The sequence below is a fragment of the Cytophagales bacterium genome (assembly GCA_033344775.1).
Lineage (GTDB): Bacteria > Bacteroidota > Bacteroidia > Cytophagales > Cyclobacteriaceae > JAWPMT01.
The window spans coordinates 1,324,014-1,338,477 of the sequence record JAWPMT010000004.1 but is presented as its reverse complement, the minus strand read 5'-3'; the positions used below and the strand labels follow the sequence as shown (position 1 = coordinate 1,338,477).

Below are 14,464 nucleotides of genomic sequence, written 5' to 3'. Positions count from 1 at the left end.
TAATGGCGGTTAAGAAACTAAGACCAACCACGCCGGGTCAGCGATTTAGGATAGCTCCTGTCTTTGATGATGTAACATCGGACAAACCAGAAAAGTCGCTGATCAGATCGCATAAAAGCAAAGGGGGTAGGAATAATCAGGGGAGAATGACTGTTCGCAACGTAGGTGGCGGTCATAAGAAGAAACTGAGAGAGATTGACTTCAAAAGAAATAAAGAAGGCATCCCTGCAACAGTTCACTCCATTGAGTATGATCCGGGACGTACAGCTCGAATCGCCCTACTACATTATGCGGACGGTGAGAAAAGATACATCCTGGCTCCTAATGGCCTGGAAGTAGGAACAAAGTTGCTTTCGGGACCTAAAGCGGCTCCTGAATTAGGTAACGCGTTACCTCTTGGAAATATTCCTTTGGGTACGATCATCCACAACATTGAGTTGAAGCCTGGTAAAGGTGGAGCCATGGCACGAAGTGCAGGTTCTTATGCTCAGATAGTTGCGAGAGAAGGTAAGTATGCTACTTTGAAGTTACCTTCCGGAGAGATGAGAATGGTGTTGATCACTTGCTATGCTACCATTGGTACCGTAAGCAACACAGATCACATGAATGTTAGACTGGGTAAAGCTGGTCGAAACAGATGGCTTGGAAAGCGTCCTCGAGTAAGAGGTGTTGCAATGAACCCTGTCGATCACCCAATGGGTGGTGGTGAAGGACGTTCATCCGGAGGTCACCCAAGATCTCGAAACGGCAGATACGCGAAAGGTGAGAAAACCCGTAAGCCGAACAAGTACTCAGATAAATTCATTGTAAGCAAAAGGAAATAATGGCAAGATCGCTTAAAAAGGGACCCTACATAGATTTCAGACTGGAGAAGAAAGTTGATACAATCAATGAGTCTGGAAAGAAGACCGTGATCAAGACATGGTCCAGGAGATCTATGATCTCTCCTGATTTCGTAGGACATACGTTTGCTGTTCACAATGGCAATAAGTTCATCCCTGTTTTCGTGACAGAAAACATGGTGGGCCACAAACTAGGTGAATTTGCACCTACGCGGAACTTTAGAGGTCACATTGCCAAAAAAGATAAAGGTAGAAGATAATGGAAGCTACTGAACAGACCAAAATCAAGAAGTCTGTAAGAATCAGACTTGAGAAAGAAGCTCAGAAGGAGTGGAAACAAGCTAACGCAGGTAAACTTGGTGATGTGAAAGCATCATTGAGAAACGTGCCTACAGCTCCACGAAAAATGAGACTGGTAGCTGACATGATCCGTGGCGAGCGAGTGAATGTGGCATTGAACATTTTGAAGTTCGATCATAAGCATGCATCTAATACCTTAGAAAAGTTGCTTCTAACTGCGATTGCAGACTGGCAACAGCAGAACGAAGAGGTCAAAATCGAAGAGGCTGACCTTTACGTGAAAGAAGTATTTGTGGACAGTGCACGAATTTTGAAAAGGCTTAGAACTGCTCCTCAGGGACGAGCTCATCGTATCCGTAAAAGATCAAACCACATCACAATAGTGGTTGCAGATCGAAACGCGGACAACAGTACAATTTCTAACGAAAACGAAAACGAGTAACGATGGGACAAAAGGTAAACCCTGTAGGATTTAGATTAGGTATCGTCAAAGGATGGGACTCTAACTGGTTCGGCGGAAAGAACTTTTCCGACAAAATCGTTGAAGACCATAAGATACGTGAGTACATCAAGGCAAGGATCCCTAAAGGTGGGATTTCAAAAGTTGTCATTGAGCGTACATTGAAAAGAATCACCCTTACTATTCATACTGCCCGACCAGGAGTAGTGATCGGTAAAGGGGGAGCAGAAGTAGATAAGATCAAAGAAGAGTTGAAGAAGATTACAGGAAAAGACCTGCAAATCAACATCTTCGAGATCAAACGACCTGAGTTGGACGCGGTATTGGTAGGTGAGTCTATCGCCCAGCAATTGCGTGCGAGAATCTCTTATCGTAGAGCGATGAAGCAAGCGATTGCTTCCTCTATGAGAGTAGGTGCTCAAGGTATCAAGATCAAATGTTCCGGACGTCTCGGTGGAGCTGAGATGGCAAGAACTGAGCAGTACAAAGAAGGCAGAATTCCATTGCATACTTTGAGAGCTGATATCGACTATGCAGTATCTGAAGCACAGACTGTATACGGAAAGATCGGTATCAAAGTGTGGATCTTTAAAGGAGAGGTATTCGGTAAGAGAGATCTTTCTCCTAATGTTGGAATGGGTAATAACAGCAACTCTGGCGGGCCAGGAGCTTCTCGTAGAAGAAGAGGTGACGGACCTAAAAGGAAGCGATAACAGACGAAAAGTTTAGGAAATGTTACAGCCTAAAAGAACAAAATTTAGAAAAAAGCAAAAAGGCCGCGTTAAAGGTCTTGCGCAAAGAGGTCATACATTGGCATTCGGAACTTTCGGTATCAAGTCTTTAGAGCCAGGTTGGATTACTAGCCGGCAGATCGAGGCTGCTCGTATCGCGATGACCAGAGCCATGAAAAGGGAAGGGCAAGTTTGGATTCGAATTTTCCCTGACAAACCCGTAACTAAGAAGCCTGCTGAAGTAAGGATGGGTAAAGGTAAAGGAGCGCCAGAATACTGGGTAGCTACTGTTAAGCCTGGTACCATCTTGTTTGAAGCATCAGGAGTAAGCGTTGAGCTTGCAAATGAAGCATTGAGACTGGCGGCTCAAAAGTTACCTATCAGTACCAAATTCATTGTCCGTAGAGATTATCAGGGATGAAAAATTCTGAAATTAAAGCCTTAACTCTCGAAGAACTTAACGGCAAGATCGCTGTTGAGGTAGAGAATTATAATAAGCTAAAGTTTGCACATGCAGTAACCCCGATCGAGAATCCCATGAAGATTCGCGATTCGAGAAGACTGATTGCAAGGTTGCATACTGAATTGTCCAATAAGAAAAATCAACAAGCGGATTGATGGAAAGAAATCTAAGAAAAGAACGAGTTGGGCAGGTGGTTAGCAACAAAATGCAAAAGACCATAACTGTATCAGTAGAAAGAAGAGAGAAACACCCTATTTACGGGAAGTTTATCCGAAAAACTTCTAAGCTTACTGCCCACGATGAGAACAACGATTGTAACATCGGAGATACAGTACGACTTATGGAAACTCGACCTTTGAGTAAAAACAAAAGGTGGAGATTGGTTGAAATCATTGAAAGAGCGAAGTAATGATCCAGCAAGAATCAAGATTAAGTGTAGCGGATAACTCCGGAGCAAAAGAGGTTCTCTGCATCAGGGTACTTGGCGGTACCAAGAAAAGATATGCTTCTATCGGTGATACGATAGTAGTTTCTGTCAAATCTGCTTCTTCTTCAAGTGCAGTTAAAAAAGGTACTGTTTCTAAAGCAGTAGTGGTTCGCACTAAGAAGGAGATCAGAAGAAAGGATGGTTCTTACATCCGATTTGATGATAACGCAGCTGTTTTGTTGAACACCAACAACGAGCCTAGAGGTACGAGGATTTTCGGCCCTGTAGCTCGTGAGTTGAGAGAAAAGCAGTTCATGAAAATTGTTTCACTGGCACCTGAAGTACTTTAAACGATGGGACAAGTAAAAACACACATCCGAAAAGGCGATACGGTAAAGGTGATCGCTGGGAACGATAAAGGTTCTACTGGAAAAGTGCTTGAGATTTTCTTGAGCAAAAACAGAGCGATCGTTGAAGGAGTTAACATGGTAACTAAACATGTGAAGCCTTCTGCGAACAATCCTGAAGGAGGTATCCAAAATACAGAAGCAGCGGTGCACATCAGTAACCTGATGGTGGTTGATCCATCAACCGGCGAGACTACCAGAATTGGTAGAAAACTCAATGACGATGGAAAGCTACAGCGCTATGCTAAGAAATCCGGAAATTTTATATCTGTTTCTGACAATGGCTAATCCAAGATTAAAAGATAAGTATCTGTCGGATATCGTTCCGGCATTAAAAGATAAGTTTCAGTACAAGTCTGTAATGCAGGTTCCTAAGATCGAGAAAATCGCGATCAACAAAGGAATTGGTGCTGCGGTGGCAGATAAAAAACTGATCGACGTAGGAGTTGATGAATTGACAATGATCGCTGGTCAGAAGGCAGTTCCAACCAAAGCGAAGAAATCCGTCTCTAACTTTAAGTTGAGAGAAGGAATGCCTATCGGTGCAAGAGTTACCCTTCGAGGAGATCGTATGTACGAATTCCTTGACAGATTAATGACTGTCGCACTTCCTCGAGTAAGAGATTTCCGAGGTATCAAAGAAAAAGGTTTCGATGGTAGAGGAAACTACACCTTGGGTGTAGAAGAGCAAATCATTTTCCCTGAAATCAGTATTGACAAGATCAACCGTATCTCAGGTATGGACATCACATTCGTGACGAGTGCGGGTTCAGACGAAGAGAGCCTTGCCTTGTTGCGAGCGTTCGGATTGCCATTTGTTAATAAAAACCAGAAAGAAGATTAAGTCATGGCAAGAGAAGCAGTAAAAGCCAGAGAAAGAAAAAGAGAAAAGCTAGTTGCCCGATACGCTGCAAAGCGTAAGGCTTTGAAAGAAGCAGGTGACTATGAAGGACTGGATAAACTTCCAAGAAACTCCTCAAAAGTAAGATTGCACAACCGATGCAAGCTTACCGGTAGACCTAAAGGCTACATGAGAAAGTTTGGAATCTCCAGGGTTACTTTCAGAGAAATGGCATCCGAGGGCAAGATCCCAGGGGTCACGAAAGCAAGCTGGTAATCTTTTTTACTTTTTCTTTCGAATAAAATTTACAATAAACTAACTTTGCACCCCTTTTCGGAGGGGCAAAAGAAAATATTATGGTAACAGATCCCATAGGAGACTACTTGACAAGGCTGAGAAATGCCATTAAAGCGAACCATCGCGTGGTTGAGGTCCCTGCTTCAAATTTGAAGAAGGAGGTCAGCCGTGTACTTCGTGACAAAGGTTATATCCAAAACTTTAAGGTGGAGGAAGATGGAAAACAAGGAGTGATCAAAATTGCTCTTCGTTATAACCCTCAAACGAAACAATCTGCAATCACAAAATTGCAGCGAGTGAGTACACCTGGCCTTAGAAAGTATGCGAATGCAAATGAGTTGCCTCGCGTATTAAATGGTTTGGGAATAGCTGTTTTGTCTACTTCGAAAGGAGTATTGTCAGACAAGGAAGCTAGACGCGAACACGTGGGTGGTGAAGTTCTCTGTTACGTTTATTAATCAGGAGTCATGTCAAGGATAGGAAAAGCACCCGTAAGCATACCCGCAGGAGTTACCGTTGATATCAAAGGAGGTAACGTAACTGTGAAAGGTCCTAAAGGAGAGTTGTCTCAAGATATTGGTGTAGAAATTACAGCTAATATCGAAGATGGTCAGGTTGTGGTTGCAAGACCAACTGAGCAAAAAAGACACAAAGCACTCCATGGTTTGTATCGTTCTTTGATCAATAACATGGTCGAAGGAGTAAACAGCGGATATAAGAAAGAGCTTGAGTTGGTAGGGGTAGGATACAAAGCGGCTTTGCAAGGGAATGTATTAGAGTTAAATCTCGGATACTCTCACAGCATCTATTTGGCGATACCACCTGAAGTAAAAGCAACAGCAGTTACTGAAAAAGGTAAGAACCCAGTCGTAACATTGGAAGGGGCTGACAAACAATTGGTAGGTCAAATGGCCGCTAAATTGAGATCCCTTAGAAAAATCGAACCTTACAAAGGAAAAGGTATTCGATTTGTTGGTGAGCAAATTAGAAGGAAAGCAGGTAAAACTGCAGCTAAATAATCTTAAGAGATGGCAATTTCTAAAACTGAAAGAAGATCCCGGATCAAAAAAGGCATCAGATCAAAAATTTCTGGAACTGCTGATATTCCAAGGGTCTCAGTTTTTAAAAGTAATAAGGCGATTTACGCACAGATCATTGATGACGTATCGGGTACTACCCTTACTTCTTCATCTTCGGTAGAAATCGGAAAAACAGGAGTAAACATCGAAGTATCCAAAGAGGTTGGGAAAGCCCTTGCTGAAAAAGCAAAAGGCGCTAACGTGGAGAAAGTTGTCTTCGATCGTAATGGATATCCTTATCACGGAAAAATTAAAGCATTGGCTGACGGAGCACGCGAAGGCGGCCTAAAATTCTAAATCGGATATGTCGAAAAGCAACATAAAAGCCGTGAAGGCGAGTGAGATTGACCTTAAAGAAAAGGTTGTAGCAATCAAGCGAGTAGCAAAAGTTGTAAAAGGAGGTCGAAGATTTAGTTTCTCCGCTATCGTTGTTGTCGGTGACGGCCACGGTGTAGTGGGATATGGGCTTGGAAAGGCCAATGAAGTAACTGATGCGATCACAAAAGGTATCGATGATGCCAAGAAAAACCTGGTAAGAGTTCCTGTGTTGAAAGGTACGGTTCCTCACGAGGCACTTGGTAAATTCGGTGGCGGTCTCGTCTTATTGAAACCTGCTTCTGCGGGTACTGGAGTAATTGCTGGGGGTGCGATGCGCGCTGTACTGGAAAGTGCAGGTATCCACGATGTACTGGCAAAATCAAAAGGTTCTTCTAACCCACACAACGTGGTAAAAGCAACCTTTGATGCACTGAACAGGATGAGAGATCCCTGGTCTGTAGCGAAGCAAAGAGGTGTTACACTTGATAAAGTTTTTAACGGATAAGAGTAATGGCAAAAGTAGCAATTACACAAGTGCGTAGCACGATCAAACGTCCGTCTAATCAAAGACGCACCATTGAAGCTTTGGGACTGGGAAAAATCAACCGGACCGTAGAAAAAGAATTAAATCCTCAAATCCAGGGGATGATTGACACAGTAGCTCACCTCGTTGAGGTAAAAGAACTTTAAGAATGAGACTAGAAACATTAAAGCCCGCAGAAGGTTCGACTAAAAGTCGAAAGCGAATTGGTAGAGGCCAGGGATCTGGTAGAGGTGGTACTTCCACAAGAGGCCATAAAGGAGCTAAGTCTCGTTCAGGATACTCTAGAAAGATCGGTTTTGAAGGTGGACAAATGCCTCTTCAAAGACGTGTTCCTAAGTTTGGATTCAAGAACAACAATAAAGTTGTAATGAAGCCAATCAACCTTGATACGCTTCAGAAATTGAACGAAGACAAAGGCATCACTGAGATCAACACTACGGTATTGAAGGAAAATGGCCTTGCAGGATCAAATGATGTAATCAAGATCTTAGGTAGGGGAGAGTTGACTGCTGCATTGACAATTACTGCCAACAAATTCTCAGAGTCTGCAAAAGCGGCTATCGAGAAAGCTGGTGGAACCATTACGATCGAAGAGTAGATGAAAAGATTTTTTCAGACCATAAAAAACATCTTCTCCATTGAGGAGCTGAAAATGAAAATCCTAAACACCTTAGGATTTCTTATTATTTTCAGACTAGGGTCCTTCGTGACGCTACCTGGAGTTGATCCGTCTAAATTGAATGCCTCAGCTGAAGGTATTTTCGGTTTGTTAAACACCTTCCTGGGCGGAGCTTTCCTAAAAGCTTCCATCTTCGGATTAGGGATCATGCCTTATATTTCTGCATCCATTGTGTTGCAGCTGATGACAGTGGCTGTTCCTTATTTCCAGAGACTACAGAAAGAGGGCGACAGTGGTCGAAAGAAAATCAATCAAATCACTCGAGTATTGACGATCTTCATCTGTTTGGCTCAGTCTTTTGGTTATTTAACCACTATTCCAGCAGAAGCCATCGTTGTTGCTAACCCATTCTTCTTCAAAATCTCGGCAGTAATCATCCTGACTTCAGGAACGATCTTCTGTATGTGGTTGGGAGAGAAAATTACTGACAAAGGAATTGGAAACGGAATCTCGATGCTAATCATGATCGGTATCATTTCCAGATTCCCAGCAAGTATTGTCGCAGAAGCTTTATCAAGAGGATTAAGCCAGGCGTTGATTCTTGTTATCGAATTAGTAGCCTTGTTCTTTGTAGTACTGGTAACGGTAGCATTGACGCAGGCTATTCGACGGATTCCCGTGCAGTATGCCAAACAAGTGGTTGGTAATAAGGTGTACGGAGGTCAAAGACAGTACATTCCATTAAAAGTGAATTCTGCAGGGGTAATGCCGATCATTTTTGCACAGTCTCTTATGTTCTTACCTTCCATGGTAGCAGGATACTGGGCAGATAGCAGTGATACAGCGAGCTACATTGCCACTACCTTCTCTCAAATTGAGACTTGGCAGTATAACGTAGCGTTCGGTACCTTGATCATCCTTTTCACCTTCTTCTATACAGCAATCACCATCAATCCAAGTCAGATTGCCGATGACATGAAGAGAAACGGTGGATTCATTCCTGGTGTAAAGCCAGGTAAGCAGACTTCCGAATTCATAGATAGAATACTGTCTCGGGTAACCTTACCCGGGTCTGTTTTCCTGGCGGTCATCGCCATCCTTCCTGCCTTTGCAATTATTGCAGGGGTAAGCAGAGACTTTGCAACCTTCTATGGAGGTACGTCATTGCTGATCATGGTAGGAGTGATCCTTGATACGTTGCAGCAGATCGAAAGCTATCTGTTGATGAGACACTATGAAGGAATGATGAAGTCCGGAAAAGTAAAAGGTAGAACTCAAAACGCGGCAGTAGCATAATGGCAAAGCAGCAATCCATAGAACAAGATGGAAAAATTGTAGAGGCTTTGTCCAATGCAATGTTCCGCGTAGAGTTGGAAAACGGTCACGAAGTGATCGCACATATCTCAGGAAAGATGAGGATGCACTACATCAAGATTCTACCTGGAGATAAAGTCAAATTAGAAATGTCTCCGTACGATCTAACGAAAGGAAGGATTGTATACAGATATAAATAAGCCCTTGAGGAAGGTAAAACTGCCAACAGGTCTAAAAGAAACTGAAAAATGAAAGTTAGAGCATCCATCAAGAAGAGAAGTGCAGATTGCAAGGTTATCCGACGCAAGGGTAAACTTTATGTAATCAATAAGAAAAACCCAAAGTTTAAACAAAGACAAGGATAAGACATGGCTAGAATCGCAGGCGTAGATGTGCCAGATAACAAAAGGGGTGAAATCGGCCTTACCTACATTTTCGGAATAGGTAAAAGTAGTGCCCAAAGTATCCTTGCTGAAGCTGGGGTTGATCCAAACAAAAAGATCCACGAGTGGACTGAAGAAGAAGCAGGTAAGATCCGTGCTATCATCGCAGAAAACTACAAAGTGGAAGGTGTACTTAAGTCTGAAGTGCAGCTGAGCATCAAACGATTGATGGATATCGGATGCTACCGAGGTTTGAGACACAGAAAAGGACTTCCTTTGAGAGGTCAGCGTACCAAGAATAATTCCCGAACAAGAAAGGGACGTAGAAAAACAGTTGCTAACAAGAAGAAAGCAACTAAATAATAGTTAAGCATGGCTCAGAAAAGAAAAGATAAAGCGAAGAAGAGAGTTGTGGTTGTAGAACCTGTTGGACAGGTTCACATTCAAGCAACCTTCAACAACATCATCATTTCTATGACCAATCTTCAGGGTCAGGTGATCTCTTGGGCATCCGCAGGCAAAAAAGGATTCAAAGGTTCTAAAAAGAACACTCCTTATGCGGCTCAGGTAGCGGCACAGGATTGTGCTCAGGCTGCTTACGATTTGGGAATGAGAAAGGCGGAAGTATTCGTAAAAGGCCCTGGTGCAGGACGTGAGTCTGCAATCAGAACCATCCAGAACATTGGAATTGATGTGACGATGATCAAAGACGTTACGCCGCTTCCTCACAATGGATGTCGACCACCAAAAAGAAGAAGAGTTTAAAGGTTATATAAGAGAAAGATATGGCTAGATACACCGGGCCGAAAACCAAGATTGCCAGAAAATTCAATGAGCCAATTTTTGGACCAAGTAAAACGCTCCAAAAGAAGGCTTATCCTCCAGGACAGCATGGTCGTGGTAGAAGAAAAAAGCAATCTGAATATGCAATACAGCTTGCTGAAAAGCAGAAGGCCAAGTACACTTATGGCGTATTAGAGCGACAATTCTCTAATATCTTCGACAAGGCGTCAAGAAAGAGTGGTATTACAGGTGAGGTTTTACTTCAGTTATTGGAGTCAAGACTCGATAACACTGTATATCGCTTAGGAATTGCACCTACAAGAAGAGCAGCTCGTCAGCTTGTACTACATAAACACATTACAGTAAATGGAGAGATTGTAAATATCCCTTCTGTCACACTACGTGCCAACGATGTAGTAGGTGTGCGTGAAAAATCAAAGTCACTTGAGGTAGTGTCTAACAGCTTAGCAGCTCATAGTGCACAGAAATACTCATGGCTTGAGTGGAATCCGACCGATTATTTAGGCAAGTTCCTAAATGCTCCTTCAAGGGAAGAAATTCCTGAGAACATCAAAGAGCAGTTGATCGTCGAATTGTACTCTAAGTAATAATTATTAACAATATTTAATTCCTAAGAATATGTCTATTCTAGCATTTCAAATGCCGGAGAAAGTGGTGATGGAAAAGGCAGACGATTTTCATGGTCTGTTTACTTTCAAGCCACTAGAAAAAGGATACGGAGTAACAGTTGGTAATGCGTTAAGAAGAATTCTCCTTTCTTCACTGGAAGGATATGCCATCACTGGGGTGAAAATCCCTGGTGTATTGCACGAATTCTCTTCAATCGAAGGAGTAGTTGAGGATGTTACTGAGATCATTCTGAACCTGAAAATGGTTCGTTTCAAGAAGATCACAGATGTTGTTGATAATACCATTACTGTATCTGTAGCGAACAAGACGCAATTGACTGCTGGTGATCTGGCAGCTGTTACGACCTCTTTTGAGATCCTGAATCCTGACCATGTTATCTGTAACCTAGATAATTCAGCACAGTTCGAGATGGAATTGACCATCGAGAAAGGAAGAGGTTATGTGCCTGCTGAGGAGAATAAGCCCGCAGAGCAGAACTTCGGCTCTATTGCCATCGACTCGATCTTTACGCCAATCAAAAACGTAAAGTACAGCGTTGAAAATACGAGGGTTGAGCAAAAGACTGACTATGAGCAATTGATCATTGACATAGAAACAGATGGCTCTATCCACCCTGAAAATGCATTGAAAGGTGCAGCAAATATTTTGATCCAACACTTCATGTTGTTCTCTGATCAGAACATGATCCTTGAGACACAAGAGAAAGGTGAGCCAGAGCAGGTTGATGAAGAATTGCTTCACATGAGAAAGCTGCTTAAGAGCTCTCTGAATGACTTGGATCTTTCAGTTCGTGCTTACAACTGCCTGAAAGCAGCTGACGTACGAAGCCTGGGTGATTTGGTGTCATTGGAAATCTCTGACATGATGAAATTCAGAAACTTCGGTAAGAAGTCTCTGGCGGAATTGGAACAATTAGTAGCTGACAAAGGTCTGACTTTCGGTATGGATCTTTCAAAATATAAACTGGACGAGGAATAATGAGACACGGGAAGAAATTCAATCACTTGGGGAGAACGGCTTCTCACAGAAGTGCCATGCTATCTAATATGGCCTCCTCGTTGATCAAGCACAAGCGGATCAACACCACAGTTGCTAAAGCAAAAGCTTTACGAAAGTACATCGAGCCTTTGATCACAAAGGCAAAGAATGATACCACCCATTCAAGAAGAGTAGTATTCTCTTACTTGCAGGACAAAGAGAGCGTAACTGAGTTGTTCTCTAACGTTGCTGAGAAAGTAGCAGCAAGACCTGGTGGTTACACAAGAATCTTGAAGTTAGGCGCCAGATTGGGTGATAACGCGGAAATGTGTGTCATGGAGTTGGTAGACTTTAACGAGTTATTGCTTGAAGAAAAAGCACCTGCTAAAGCGAAGACCAGAAGATCAAGAAGAGGTTCTGGTAAGAAGAAGGAAGAAGCAACTACAGCTGTTGAAGATGCAGTGGTAGTGGAAGATGCACCAGAAGCAGAAGTAGAGGCAGAAGCAGAAGCAGTAGTTGAAGAGGCACCTGCTGCTGAGGCTACAGAAGAAGCTCCGGAAGCCCCTGCAGAGGATGCGGAAGGAGAAGAGAAGAAAGAAGGAGAGTGATTTAATCACTTGATCATATTAGAAGGGAACAAGCTATCTTGTTCCCTTTTTTTATGCCTTTTCGTTACTAAGTACTGCAAGTTGCGCTCCTATCATTCCGTATATGTCACCTTTGACCCTTTTCCCTCTTATAAAGGATCGTACATCCATATAGAGAAAGCTTCACGGGTTTTAAGCAAGGCTTTTGGTGAAACAATGTTACTTACACTCAAGGGGCAGCGAAGGCAATGGATCAGGTCCCCTCGAAAACATATAACTTTTGACAAAGAAGAAAGTAATTTCCTTCGACGCGCCACGGCTTTTTCGGAATGGGTGGATGATATTTTGGAGTCGCAATATCAATTACGATTAGGACACTTTAGAGATATCTGGGGAGGGTTACCCTTGCTGGAAAGGCCACATATTGAAACGGTTTTTGAAGTCAATGGCTTACCATCCATTGAGTTGCCTTATCGGTTTCGGCATATTGCCAAGGAAACACTCTACAAAATCCAGGACCTGGAAGATAGGTGCATCCATGAATCGGATCACCTGATTTGCCCTTCGCAAGTGATCAAGTCCCACCTTGAAAAGCGTGGTGTTCAATCGGAGAAAGTTACGGTGATATCTAATGGGGCGGAGCCTGTCAAGTCATTTAAGAGACCCAGGAGTTTACCGGAGAATTATGTGGTTTACTTTGGCGCCTTACAGCCATGGCAGGGAGTGGATGTGGCCATCAAGGCTTTGCAATACTTAAGGGACAAACCTGACTTAAAGCTGGTGATTTGCTCAGCGCATAAAGAAAAATTTGCTCGCCCCTATCAGAAACTAGTGCGGCGTTTGGGACTGGAAGATCAGGTGATTTGGAAACATCAGTTATCGAAACCTAAGCTGTTTCAGATCCTACAACACGCAGTGTGTACCCTGGCACCTTTGACGGAATGCAGTCGTAACCTGGAACAAGGTTGTTCGCCGTTGAAGATATTTGAAAGCATGGCCTGTGGAACGCCAGTGATAGCTTCCGATTTACCTGTAGTGAGAGAAATCATCAATGACAAGCAAGCAAGGTTTGTGCGACCAGATCGTCCGGCCGAATTGGCTCGTGCGGTCCGGGTTCTAGTGGATTACCCGCAGCATGGTATCGAATTGGCTAGTAGTGCCAAAAGTCAATTCGAAAAACAGTACACCTGGGATAAGATAGATCAACAACTTTCTGAGTTTTATCATAACTTACTTGTTGCAGACTTTCTGTAGACAATGACCAACTCTAAACAAGTAAAGGTCTCGCTTTCAGAGGAACTACCAAGATGGCTCAGGATTATCTTTTGAACAGTATGAAGCTTAAGAAGATGTTGTGATGAAAAGATCGATCAACAACTTTCTAAGTTTTATTTTAACTTGAGCCTAGCCGAACAAATACTGCATTAAATGCCGAAAGCCAAGAAAATACGGGCGTCGCTAACTCCAGACCAACTCGCCTTTTATAAACAAAAAATTATCAGTGATACCCGTAAGGTCAAAGAATGGGTCAGCTTCTTTAAAAACCTGACACTTCTTGATAAGCTTGATGATCTTAATCACACCATCTTTAAATGGATCACCATTACGGGAATCGTAGGTATCATTGGTTCGATCATTTTCATGGTTGTTCAAAAAGAGAATTGGATCATTGCCCTGATAGGTCTGTCGATAGCGATAACAGGTTTTGGCTTTTGGAGGATCCGAAAACTTGATGAAGAAGACCTTAATAACTACCTGAGATTATTCTTTTTCCCGATCCTGCAGGTCTTAATGGATAAAGCGGGTGGTAATGCCAGACTTGCGGCCACGTTGGATTTTCGGGATTCTCGGGACACTTCACCCAGGAGGAGTACAGTTATGGGAGGCAGGGAACAGAAATTGTATTCGCCGACTTATATCCTGGCCAGAACACAATTGCTAGATGGTGTCAAGTTGAACTTCGCAATGCAAGATGAAATTAAAGATCAAAATTGGACAAAGACCAACTATCGAGGTAAAGTCAAATACAAATCAAAAACCAAGACCACTCATCATTTACTGATCAGGATGTCTTTCCCTGCAGATAAGTATACTTGGAATGGAGATACTACCGAAGATCTGGTAATCGAACAAAATGGAGAACAATTTGAAGCAAAAAAGAAGGTAAAGATCAAGCAATTGGGGGACGAAGTTTTATCAGTAAAGCATTTCTTTGATGCGATTCAATCCGTTTACGCAAAGTTTACGCCCCAAGGAGAACAACCGGTTCGGGAACGAGAAGGTGATAGCGAGGAAATCTACGATGATGGAGATGCGGTAGTGGCTGCTTATGTGTGGCATGGCGCTTATTTCAACCGGTATGATTACGATTCAATGGATTATCAGGATTCTTCGGATATGTCCTACGAGGACGATGAAGGAACTGTCTTTGATAGCTAAT

At 42.8% G+C, this 14,464-nt stretch carries 27 protein-coding genes; all 27 read left to right on the top strand.

Annotated elements, in window-relative coordinates; translation table 11 throughout:
- The first annotated feature begins 2 nt into the window (after window positions 1–2).
- The 27 genes from rplB to R8G66_14400 all read left to right on the top strand — a co-directional run bounded on the left by rplB (window position 3) and on the right by R8G66_14400 (window position 14,463).
- Complete coding sequence (gene rplB / locus R8G66_14530) at window positions 3–824, top strand: 50S ribosomal protein L2 (protein MDW3193588.1); 822 nt, start codon at window positions 3–5, stop codon at window positions 822–824.
- Window positions 824–1,102 (top strand): 30S ribosomal protein S19, encoded by a 279-nt coding sequence (gene rpsS / locus R8G66_14525; protein MDW3193587.1) that lies wholly within the window; start codon window positions 824–826, stop codon window positions 1,100–1,102. The genes rplB and rpsS overlap by 1 nt, the downstream gene beginning before the upstream one ends.
- Window positions 1,102–1,584: a 50S ribosomal protein L22 gene (rplV, locus tag R8G66_14520; GenBank protein ID MDW3193586.1), complete on the top strand. Its 483-nt coding sequence runs from the start codon at window positions 1,102–1,104 to the stop codon at window positions 1,582–1,584. Before rpsS ends, rplV begins: the two co-directional genes overlap by 1 nt.
- A 2-nt stretch (window positions 1,585–1,586) precedes the next feature.
- A complete protein-coding gene (gene rpsC, locus R8G66_14515) occupies window positions 1,587–2,315 on the top strand; it encodes a 30S ribosomal protein S3 (GenBank protein MDW3193585.1) in 729 nt (242 codons plus the stop codon).
- 19 nt (window positions 2,316–2,334) lie between these two features.
- Window positions 2,335–2,754, top strand: coding sequence for a 50S ribosomal protein L16 (gene rplP, locus R8G66_14510; protein MDW3193584.1), 420 nt, complete (start codon window positions 2,335–2,337; stop codon window positions 2,752–2,754).
- A complete protein-coding gene (rpmC, locus tag R8G66_14505) occupies window positions 2,751–2,951 on the top strand; it encodes a 50S ribosomal protein L29 (protein MDW3193583.1) in 201 nt (66 codons plus the stop codon). Before rplP ends, rpmC begins: the two co-directional genes overlap by 4 nt.
- Window positions 2,951–3,205, top strand: coding sequence for a 30S ribosomal protein S17 (gene rpsQ, locus R8G66_14500; protein ID MDW3193582.1), 255 nt, complete (start codon window positions 2,951–2,953; stop codon window positions 3,203–3,205). The genes rpmC and rpsQ overlap by 1 nt, the downstream gene beginning before the upstream one ends.
- A complete protein-coding gene (gene rplN / locus R8G66_14495; protein MDW3193581.1) occupies window positions 3,205–3,573 on the top strand; it encodes a 50S ribosomal protein L14 in 369 nt (122 codons plus the stop codon). The genes rpsQ and rplN overlap by 1 nt, the downstream gene beginning before the upstream one ends.
- Window positions 3,574–3,576: 3 nt before the next feature.
- The gene (gene rplX / locus R8G66_14490) at window positions 3,577–3,918 is read left to right on the top strand and encodes a 50S ribosomal protein L24 (GenBank protein ID MDW3193580.1); all 342 of its coding nucleotides are present in this window, start codon (window positions 3,577–3,579) and stop codon (window positions 3,916–3,918) included.
- A complete protein-coding gene (gene rplE / locus R8G66_14485) occupies window positions 3,911–4,474 on the top strand; it encodes a 50S ribosomal protein L5 (GenBank protein ID MDW3193579.1) in 564 nt (187 codons plus the stop codon). The genes rplX and rplE overlap by 8 nt, the downstream gene beginning before the upstream one ends.
- Window positions 4,475–4,477: 3 nt before the next feature.
- Window positions 4,478–4,747: a 30S ribosomal protein S14 gene (gene rpsN / locus R8G66_14480; protein MDW3193578.1), complete on the top strand. Its 270-nt coding sequence runs from the start codon at window positions 4,478–4,480 to the stop codon at window positions 4,745–4,747.
- An 80-nt stretch (window positions 4,748–4,827) separates the two neighbouring features.
- On the top strand, window positions 4,828–5,226 hold the full coding sequence (rpsH, locus tag R8G66_14475) for a 30S ribosomal protein S8 (GenBank protein MDW3193577.1): 399 nt from the start codon (window positions 4,828–4,830) through the stop codon (window positions 5,224–5,226).
- 9 nt (window positions 5,227–5,235) lie between these two features.
- On the top strand, window positions 5,236–5,787 hold the full coding sequence (gene rplF / locus R8G66_14470; protein ID MDW3193576.1) for a 50S ribosomal protein L6: 552 nt from the start codon (window positions 5,236–5,238) through the stop codon (window positions 5,785–5,787).
- Window positions 5,788–5,796: 9 nt separating this feature from the next.
- Window positions 5,797–6,144 carry a 50S ribosomal protein L18 gene (gene rplR / locus R8G66_14465; protein MDW3193575.1) on the top strand — a complete coding sequence of 116 codons (348 nt, stop codon included), beginning with the start codon at window positions 5,797–5,799 and terminating at the stop codon, window positions 6,142–6,144.
- A gap of 7 nt (window positions 6,145–6,151) precedes the next feature.
- Window positions 6,152–6,670: a 30S ribosomal protein S5 gene (rpsE, locus tag R8G66_14460; protein MDW3193574.1), complete on the top strand. Its 519-nt coding sequence runs from the start codon at window positions 6,152–6,154 to the stop codon at window positions 6,668–6,670.
- 5 nt (window positions 6,671–6,675) lie between these two features.
- Window positions 6,676–6,855, top strand: a complete 180-nt coding sequence (gene rpmD / locus R8G66_14455) for a 50S ribosomal protein L30 (GenBank protein ID MDW3193573.1) — start codon at window positions 6,676–6,678, stop codon at window positions 6,853–6,855.
- Between the two features lie 2 nt (window positions 6,856–6,857).
- Entirely contained in the window at window positions 6,858–7,307 is a 450-nt protein-coding gene (gene rplO / locus R8G66_14450) for a 50S ribosomal protein L15 (protein MDW3193572.1), read from the top strand.
- Window positions 7,308–8,624 (top strand): preprotein translocase subunit SecY, encoded by a 1,317-nt coding sequence (gene secY / locus R8G66_14445; protein ID MDW3193571.1) that lies wholly within the window; start codon window positions 7,308–7,310, stop codon window positions 8,622–8,624. It abuts the gene before it with no gap.
- A complete protein-coding gene (infA, locus tag R8G66_14440; GenBank protein ID MDW3193570.1) occupies window positions 8,624–8,842 on the top strand; it encodes a translation initiation factor IF-1 in 219 nt (72 codons plus the stop codon). The genes secY and infA overlap by 1 nt, the downstream gene beginning before the upstream one ends.
- Before the next feature lie 48 nt (window positions 8,843–8,890).
- Complete coding sequence (gene ykgO, locus R8G66_14435) at window positions 8,891–9,007, top strand: type B 50S ribosomal protein L36 (protein ID MDW3193569.1); 117 nt, start codon at window positions 8,891–8,893, stop codon at window positions 9,005–9,007.
- 3 nt (window positions 9,008–9,010) lie between these two features.
- Window positions 9,011–9,388 (top strand): 30S ribosomal protein S13, encoded by a 378-nt coding sequence (gene rpsM, locus R8G66_14430; GenBank protein ID MDW3193568.1) that lies wholly within the window; start codon window positions 9,011–9,013, stop codon window positions 9,386–9,388.
- Between the two features lie 9 nt (window positions 9,389–9,397).
- The gene (gene rpsK / locus R8G66_14425; GenBank protein ID MDW3193567.1) at window positions 9,398–9,790 is read left to right on the top strand and encodes a 30S ribosomal protein S11; all 393 of its coding nucleotides are present in this window, start codon (window positions 9,398–9,400) and stop codon (window positions 9,788–9,790) included.
- A gap of 20 nt (window positions 9,791–9,810) precedes the next feature.
- The gene (gene rpsD / locus R8G66_14420) at window positions 9,811–10,416 is read left to right on the top strand and encodes a 30S ribosomal protein S4 (GenBank protein MDW3193566.1); all 606 of its coding nucleotides are present in this window, start codon (window positions 9,811–9,813) and stop codon (window positions 10,414–10,416) included.
- Window positions 10,417–10,447: 31 nt separating this feature from the next.
- A complete protein-coding gene (locus tag R8G66_14415) occupies window positions 10,448–11,437 on the top strand; it encodes a DNA-directed RNA polymerase subunit alpha (GenBank protein ID MDW3193565.1) in 990 nt (329 codons plus the stop codon).
- Window positions 11,437–12,045, top strand: coding sequence for a 50S ribosomal protein L17 (gene rplQ / locus R8G66_14410; protein ID MDW3193564.1), 609 nt, complete (start codon window positions 11,437–11,439; stop codon window positions 12,043–12,045). The genes R8G66_14415 and rplQ overlap by 1 nt, the downstream gene beginning before the upstream one ends.
- 195 nt (window positions 12,046–12,240) lie before the next feature.
- Window positions 12,241–13,278 (top strand): glycosyltransferase, encoded by a 1,038-nt coding sequence (locus R8G66_14405; GenBank protein ID MDW3193563.1) that lies wholly within the window; start codon window positions 12,241–12,243, stop codon window positions 13,276–13,278.
- A 174-nt stretch (window positions 13,279–13,452) separates the two neighbouring features.
- The gene (locus R8G66_14400; GenBank protein MDW3193562.1) at window positions 13,453–14,463 is read left to right on the top strand and encodes a hypothetical protein; all 1,011 of its coding nucleotides are present in this window, start codon (window positions 13,453–13,455) and stop codon (window positions 14,461–14,463) included.
- The last annotated feature ends 1 nt before the right edge of the window (window position 14,464 follow it).

Coding starts and splice junctions, on each gene's coding strand:
- rplB (MDW3193588.1), top strand. CDS start 3: ATGGCGGTTAAGAAACTAAGACCAACCACGCCGGGTCAGCGATTTAGG.
- rpsS (MDW3193587.1), top strand. CDS start 824: ATGGCAAGATCGCTTAAAAAGGGACCCTACATAGATTTCAGACTGGAG.
- rplV (MDW3193586.1), top strand. CDS start 1,102: ATGGAAGCTACTGAACAGACCAAAATCAAGAAGTCTGTAAGAATCAGA.
- rpsC (MDW3193585.1), top strand. CDS start 1,587: ATGGGACAAAAGGTAAACCCTGTAGGATTTAGATTAGGTATCGTCAAA.
- rplP (MDW3193584.1), top strand. CDS start 2,335: ATGTTACAGCCTAAAAGAACAAAATTTAGAAAAAAGCAAAAAGGCCGC.
- rpmC (MDW3193583.1), top strand. CDS start 2,751: ATGAAAAATTCTGAAATTAAAGCCTTAACTCTCGAAGAACTTAACGGC.
- rpsQ (MDW3193582.1), top strand. CDS start 2,951: ATGGAAAGAAATCTAAGAAAAGAACGAGTTGGGCAGGTGGTTAGCAAC.
- rplN (MDW3193581.1), top strand. CDS start 3,205: ATGATCCAGCAAGAATCAAGATTAAGTGTAGCGGATAACTCCGGAGCA.
- rplX (MDW3193580.1), top strand. CDS start 3,577: ATGGGACAAGTAAAAACACACATCCGAAAAGGCGATACGGTAAAGGTG.
- rplE (MDW3193579.1), top strand. CDS start 3,911: ATGGCTAATCCAAGATTAAAAGATAAGTATCTGTCGGATATCGTTCCG.
- rpsN (MDW3193578.1), top strand. CDS start 4,478: ATGGCAAGAGAAGCAGTAAAAGCCAGAGAAAGAAAAAGAGAAAAGCTA.
- rpsH (MDW3193577.1), top strand. CDS start 4,828: ATGGTAACAGATCCCATAGGAGACTACTTGACAAGGCTGAGAAATGCC.
- rplF (MDW3193576.1), top strand. CDS start 5,236: ATGTCAAGGATAGGAAAAGCACCCGTAAGCATACCCGCAGGAGTTACC.
- rplR (MDW3193575.1), top strand. CDS start 5,797: ATGGCAATTTCTAAAACTGAAAGAAGATCCCGGATCAAAAAAGGCATC.
- rpsE (MDW3193574.1), top strand. CDS start 6,152: ATGTCGAAAAGCAACATAAAAGCCGTGAAGGCGAGTGAGATTGACCTT.
- rpmD (MDW3193573.1), top strand. CDS start 6,676: ATGGCAAAAGTAGCAATTACACAAGTGCGTAGCACGATCAAACGTCCG.
- rplO (MDW3193572.1), top strand. CDS start 6,858: ATGAGACTAGAAACATTAAAGCCCGCAGAAGGTTCGACTAAAAGTCGA.
- secY (MDW3193571.1), top strand. CDS start 7,308: ATGAAAAGATTTTTTCAGACCATAAAAAACATCTTCTCCATTGAGGAG.
- infA (MDW3193570.1), top strand. CDS start 8,624: ATGGCAAAGCAGCAATCCATAGAACAAGATGGAAAAATTGTAGAGGCT.
- ykgO (MDW3193569.1), top strand. CDS start 8,891: ATGAAAGTTAGAGCATCCATCAAGAAGAGAAGTGCAGATTGCAAGGTT.
- rpsM (MDW3193568.1), top strand. CDS start 9,011: ATGGCTAGAATCGCAGGCGTAGATGTGCCAGATAACAAAAGGGGTGAA.
- rpsK (MDW3193567.1), top strand. CDS start 9,398: ATGGCTCAGAAAAGAAAAGATAAAGCGAAGAAGAGAGTTGTGGTTGTA.
- rpsD (MDW3193566.1), top strand. CDS start 9,811: ATGGCTAGATACACCGGGCCGAAAACCAAGATTGCCAGAAAATTCAAT.
- R8G66_14415 (MDW3193565.1), top strand. CDS start 10,448: ATGTCTATTCTAGCATTTCAAATGCCGGAGAAAGTGGTGATGGAAAAG.
- rplQ (MDW3193564.1), top strand. CDS start 11,437: ATGAGACACGGGAAGAAATTCAATCACTTGGGGAGAACGGCTTCTCAC.
- R8G66_14405 (MDW3193563.1), top strand. CDS start 12,241: ATGTTACTTACACTCAAGGGGCAGCGAAGGCAATGGATCAGGTCCCCT.
- R8G66_14400 (MDW3193562.1), top strand. CDS start 13,453: ATGCCGAAAGCCAAGAAAATACGGGCGTCGCTAACTCCAGACCAACTC.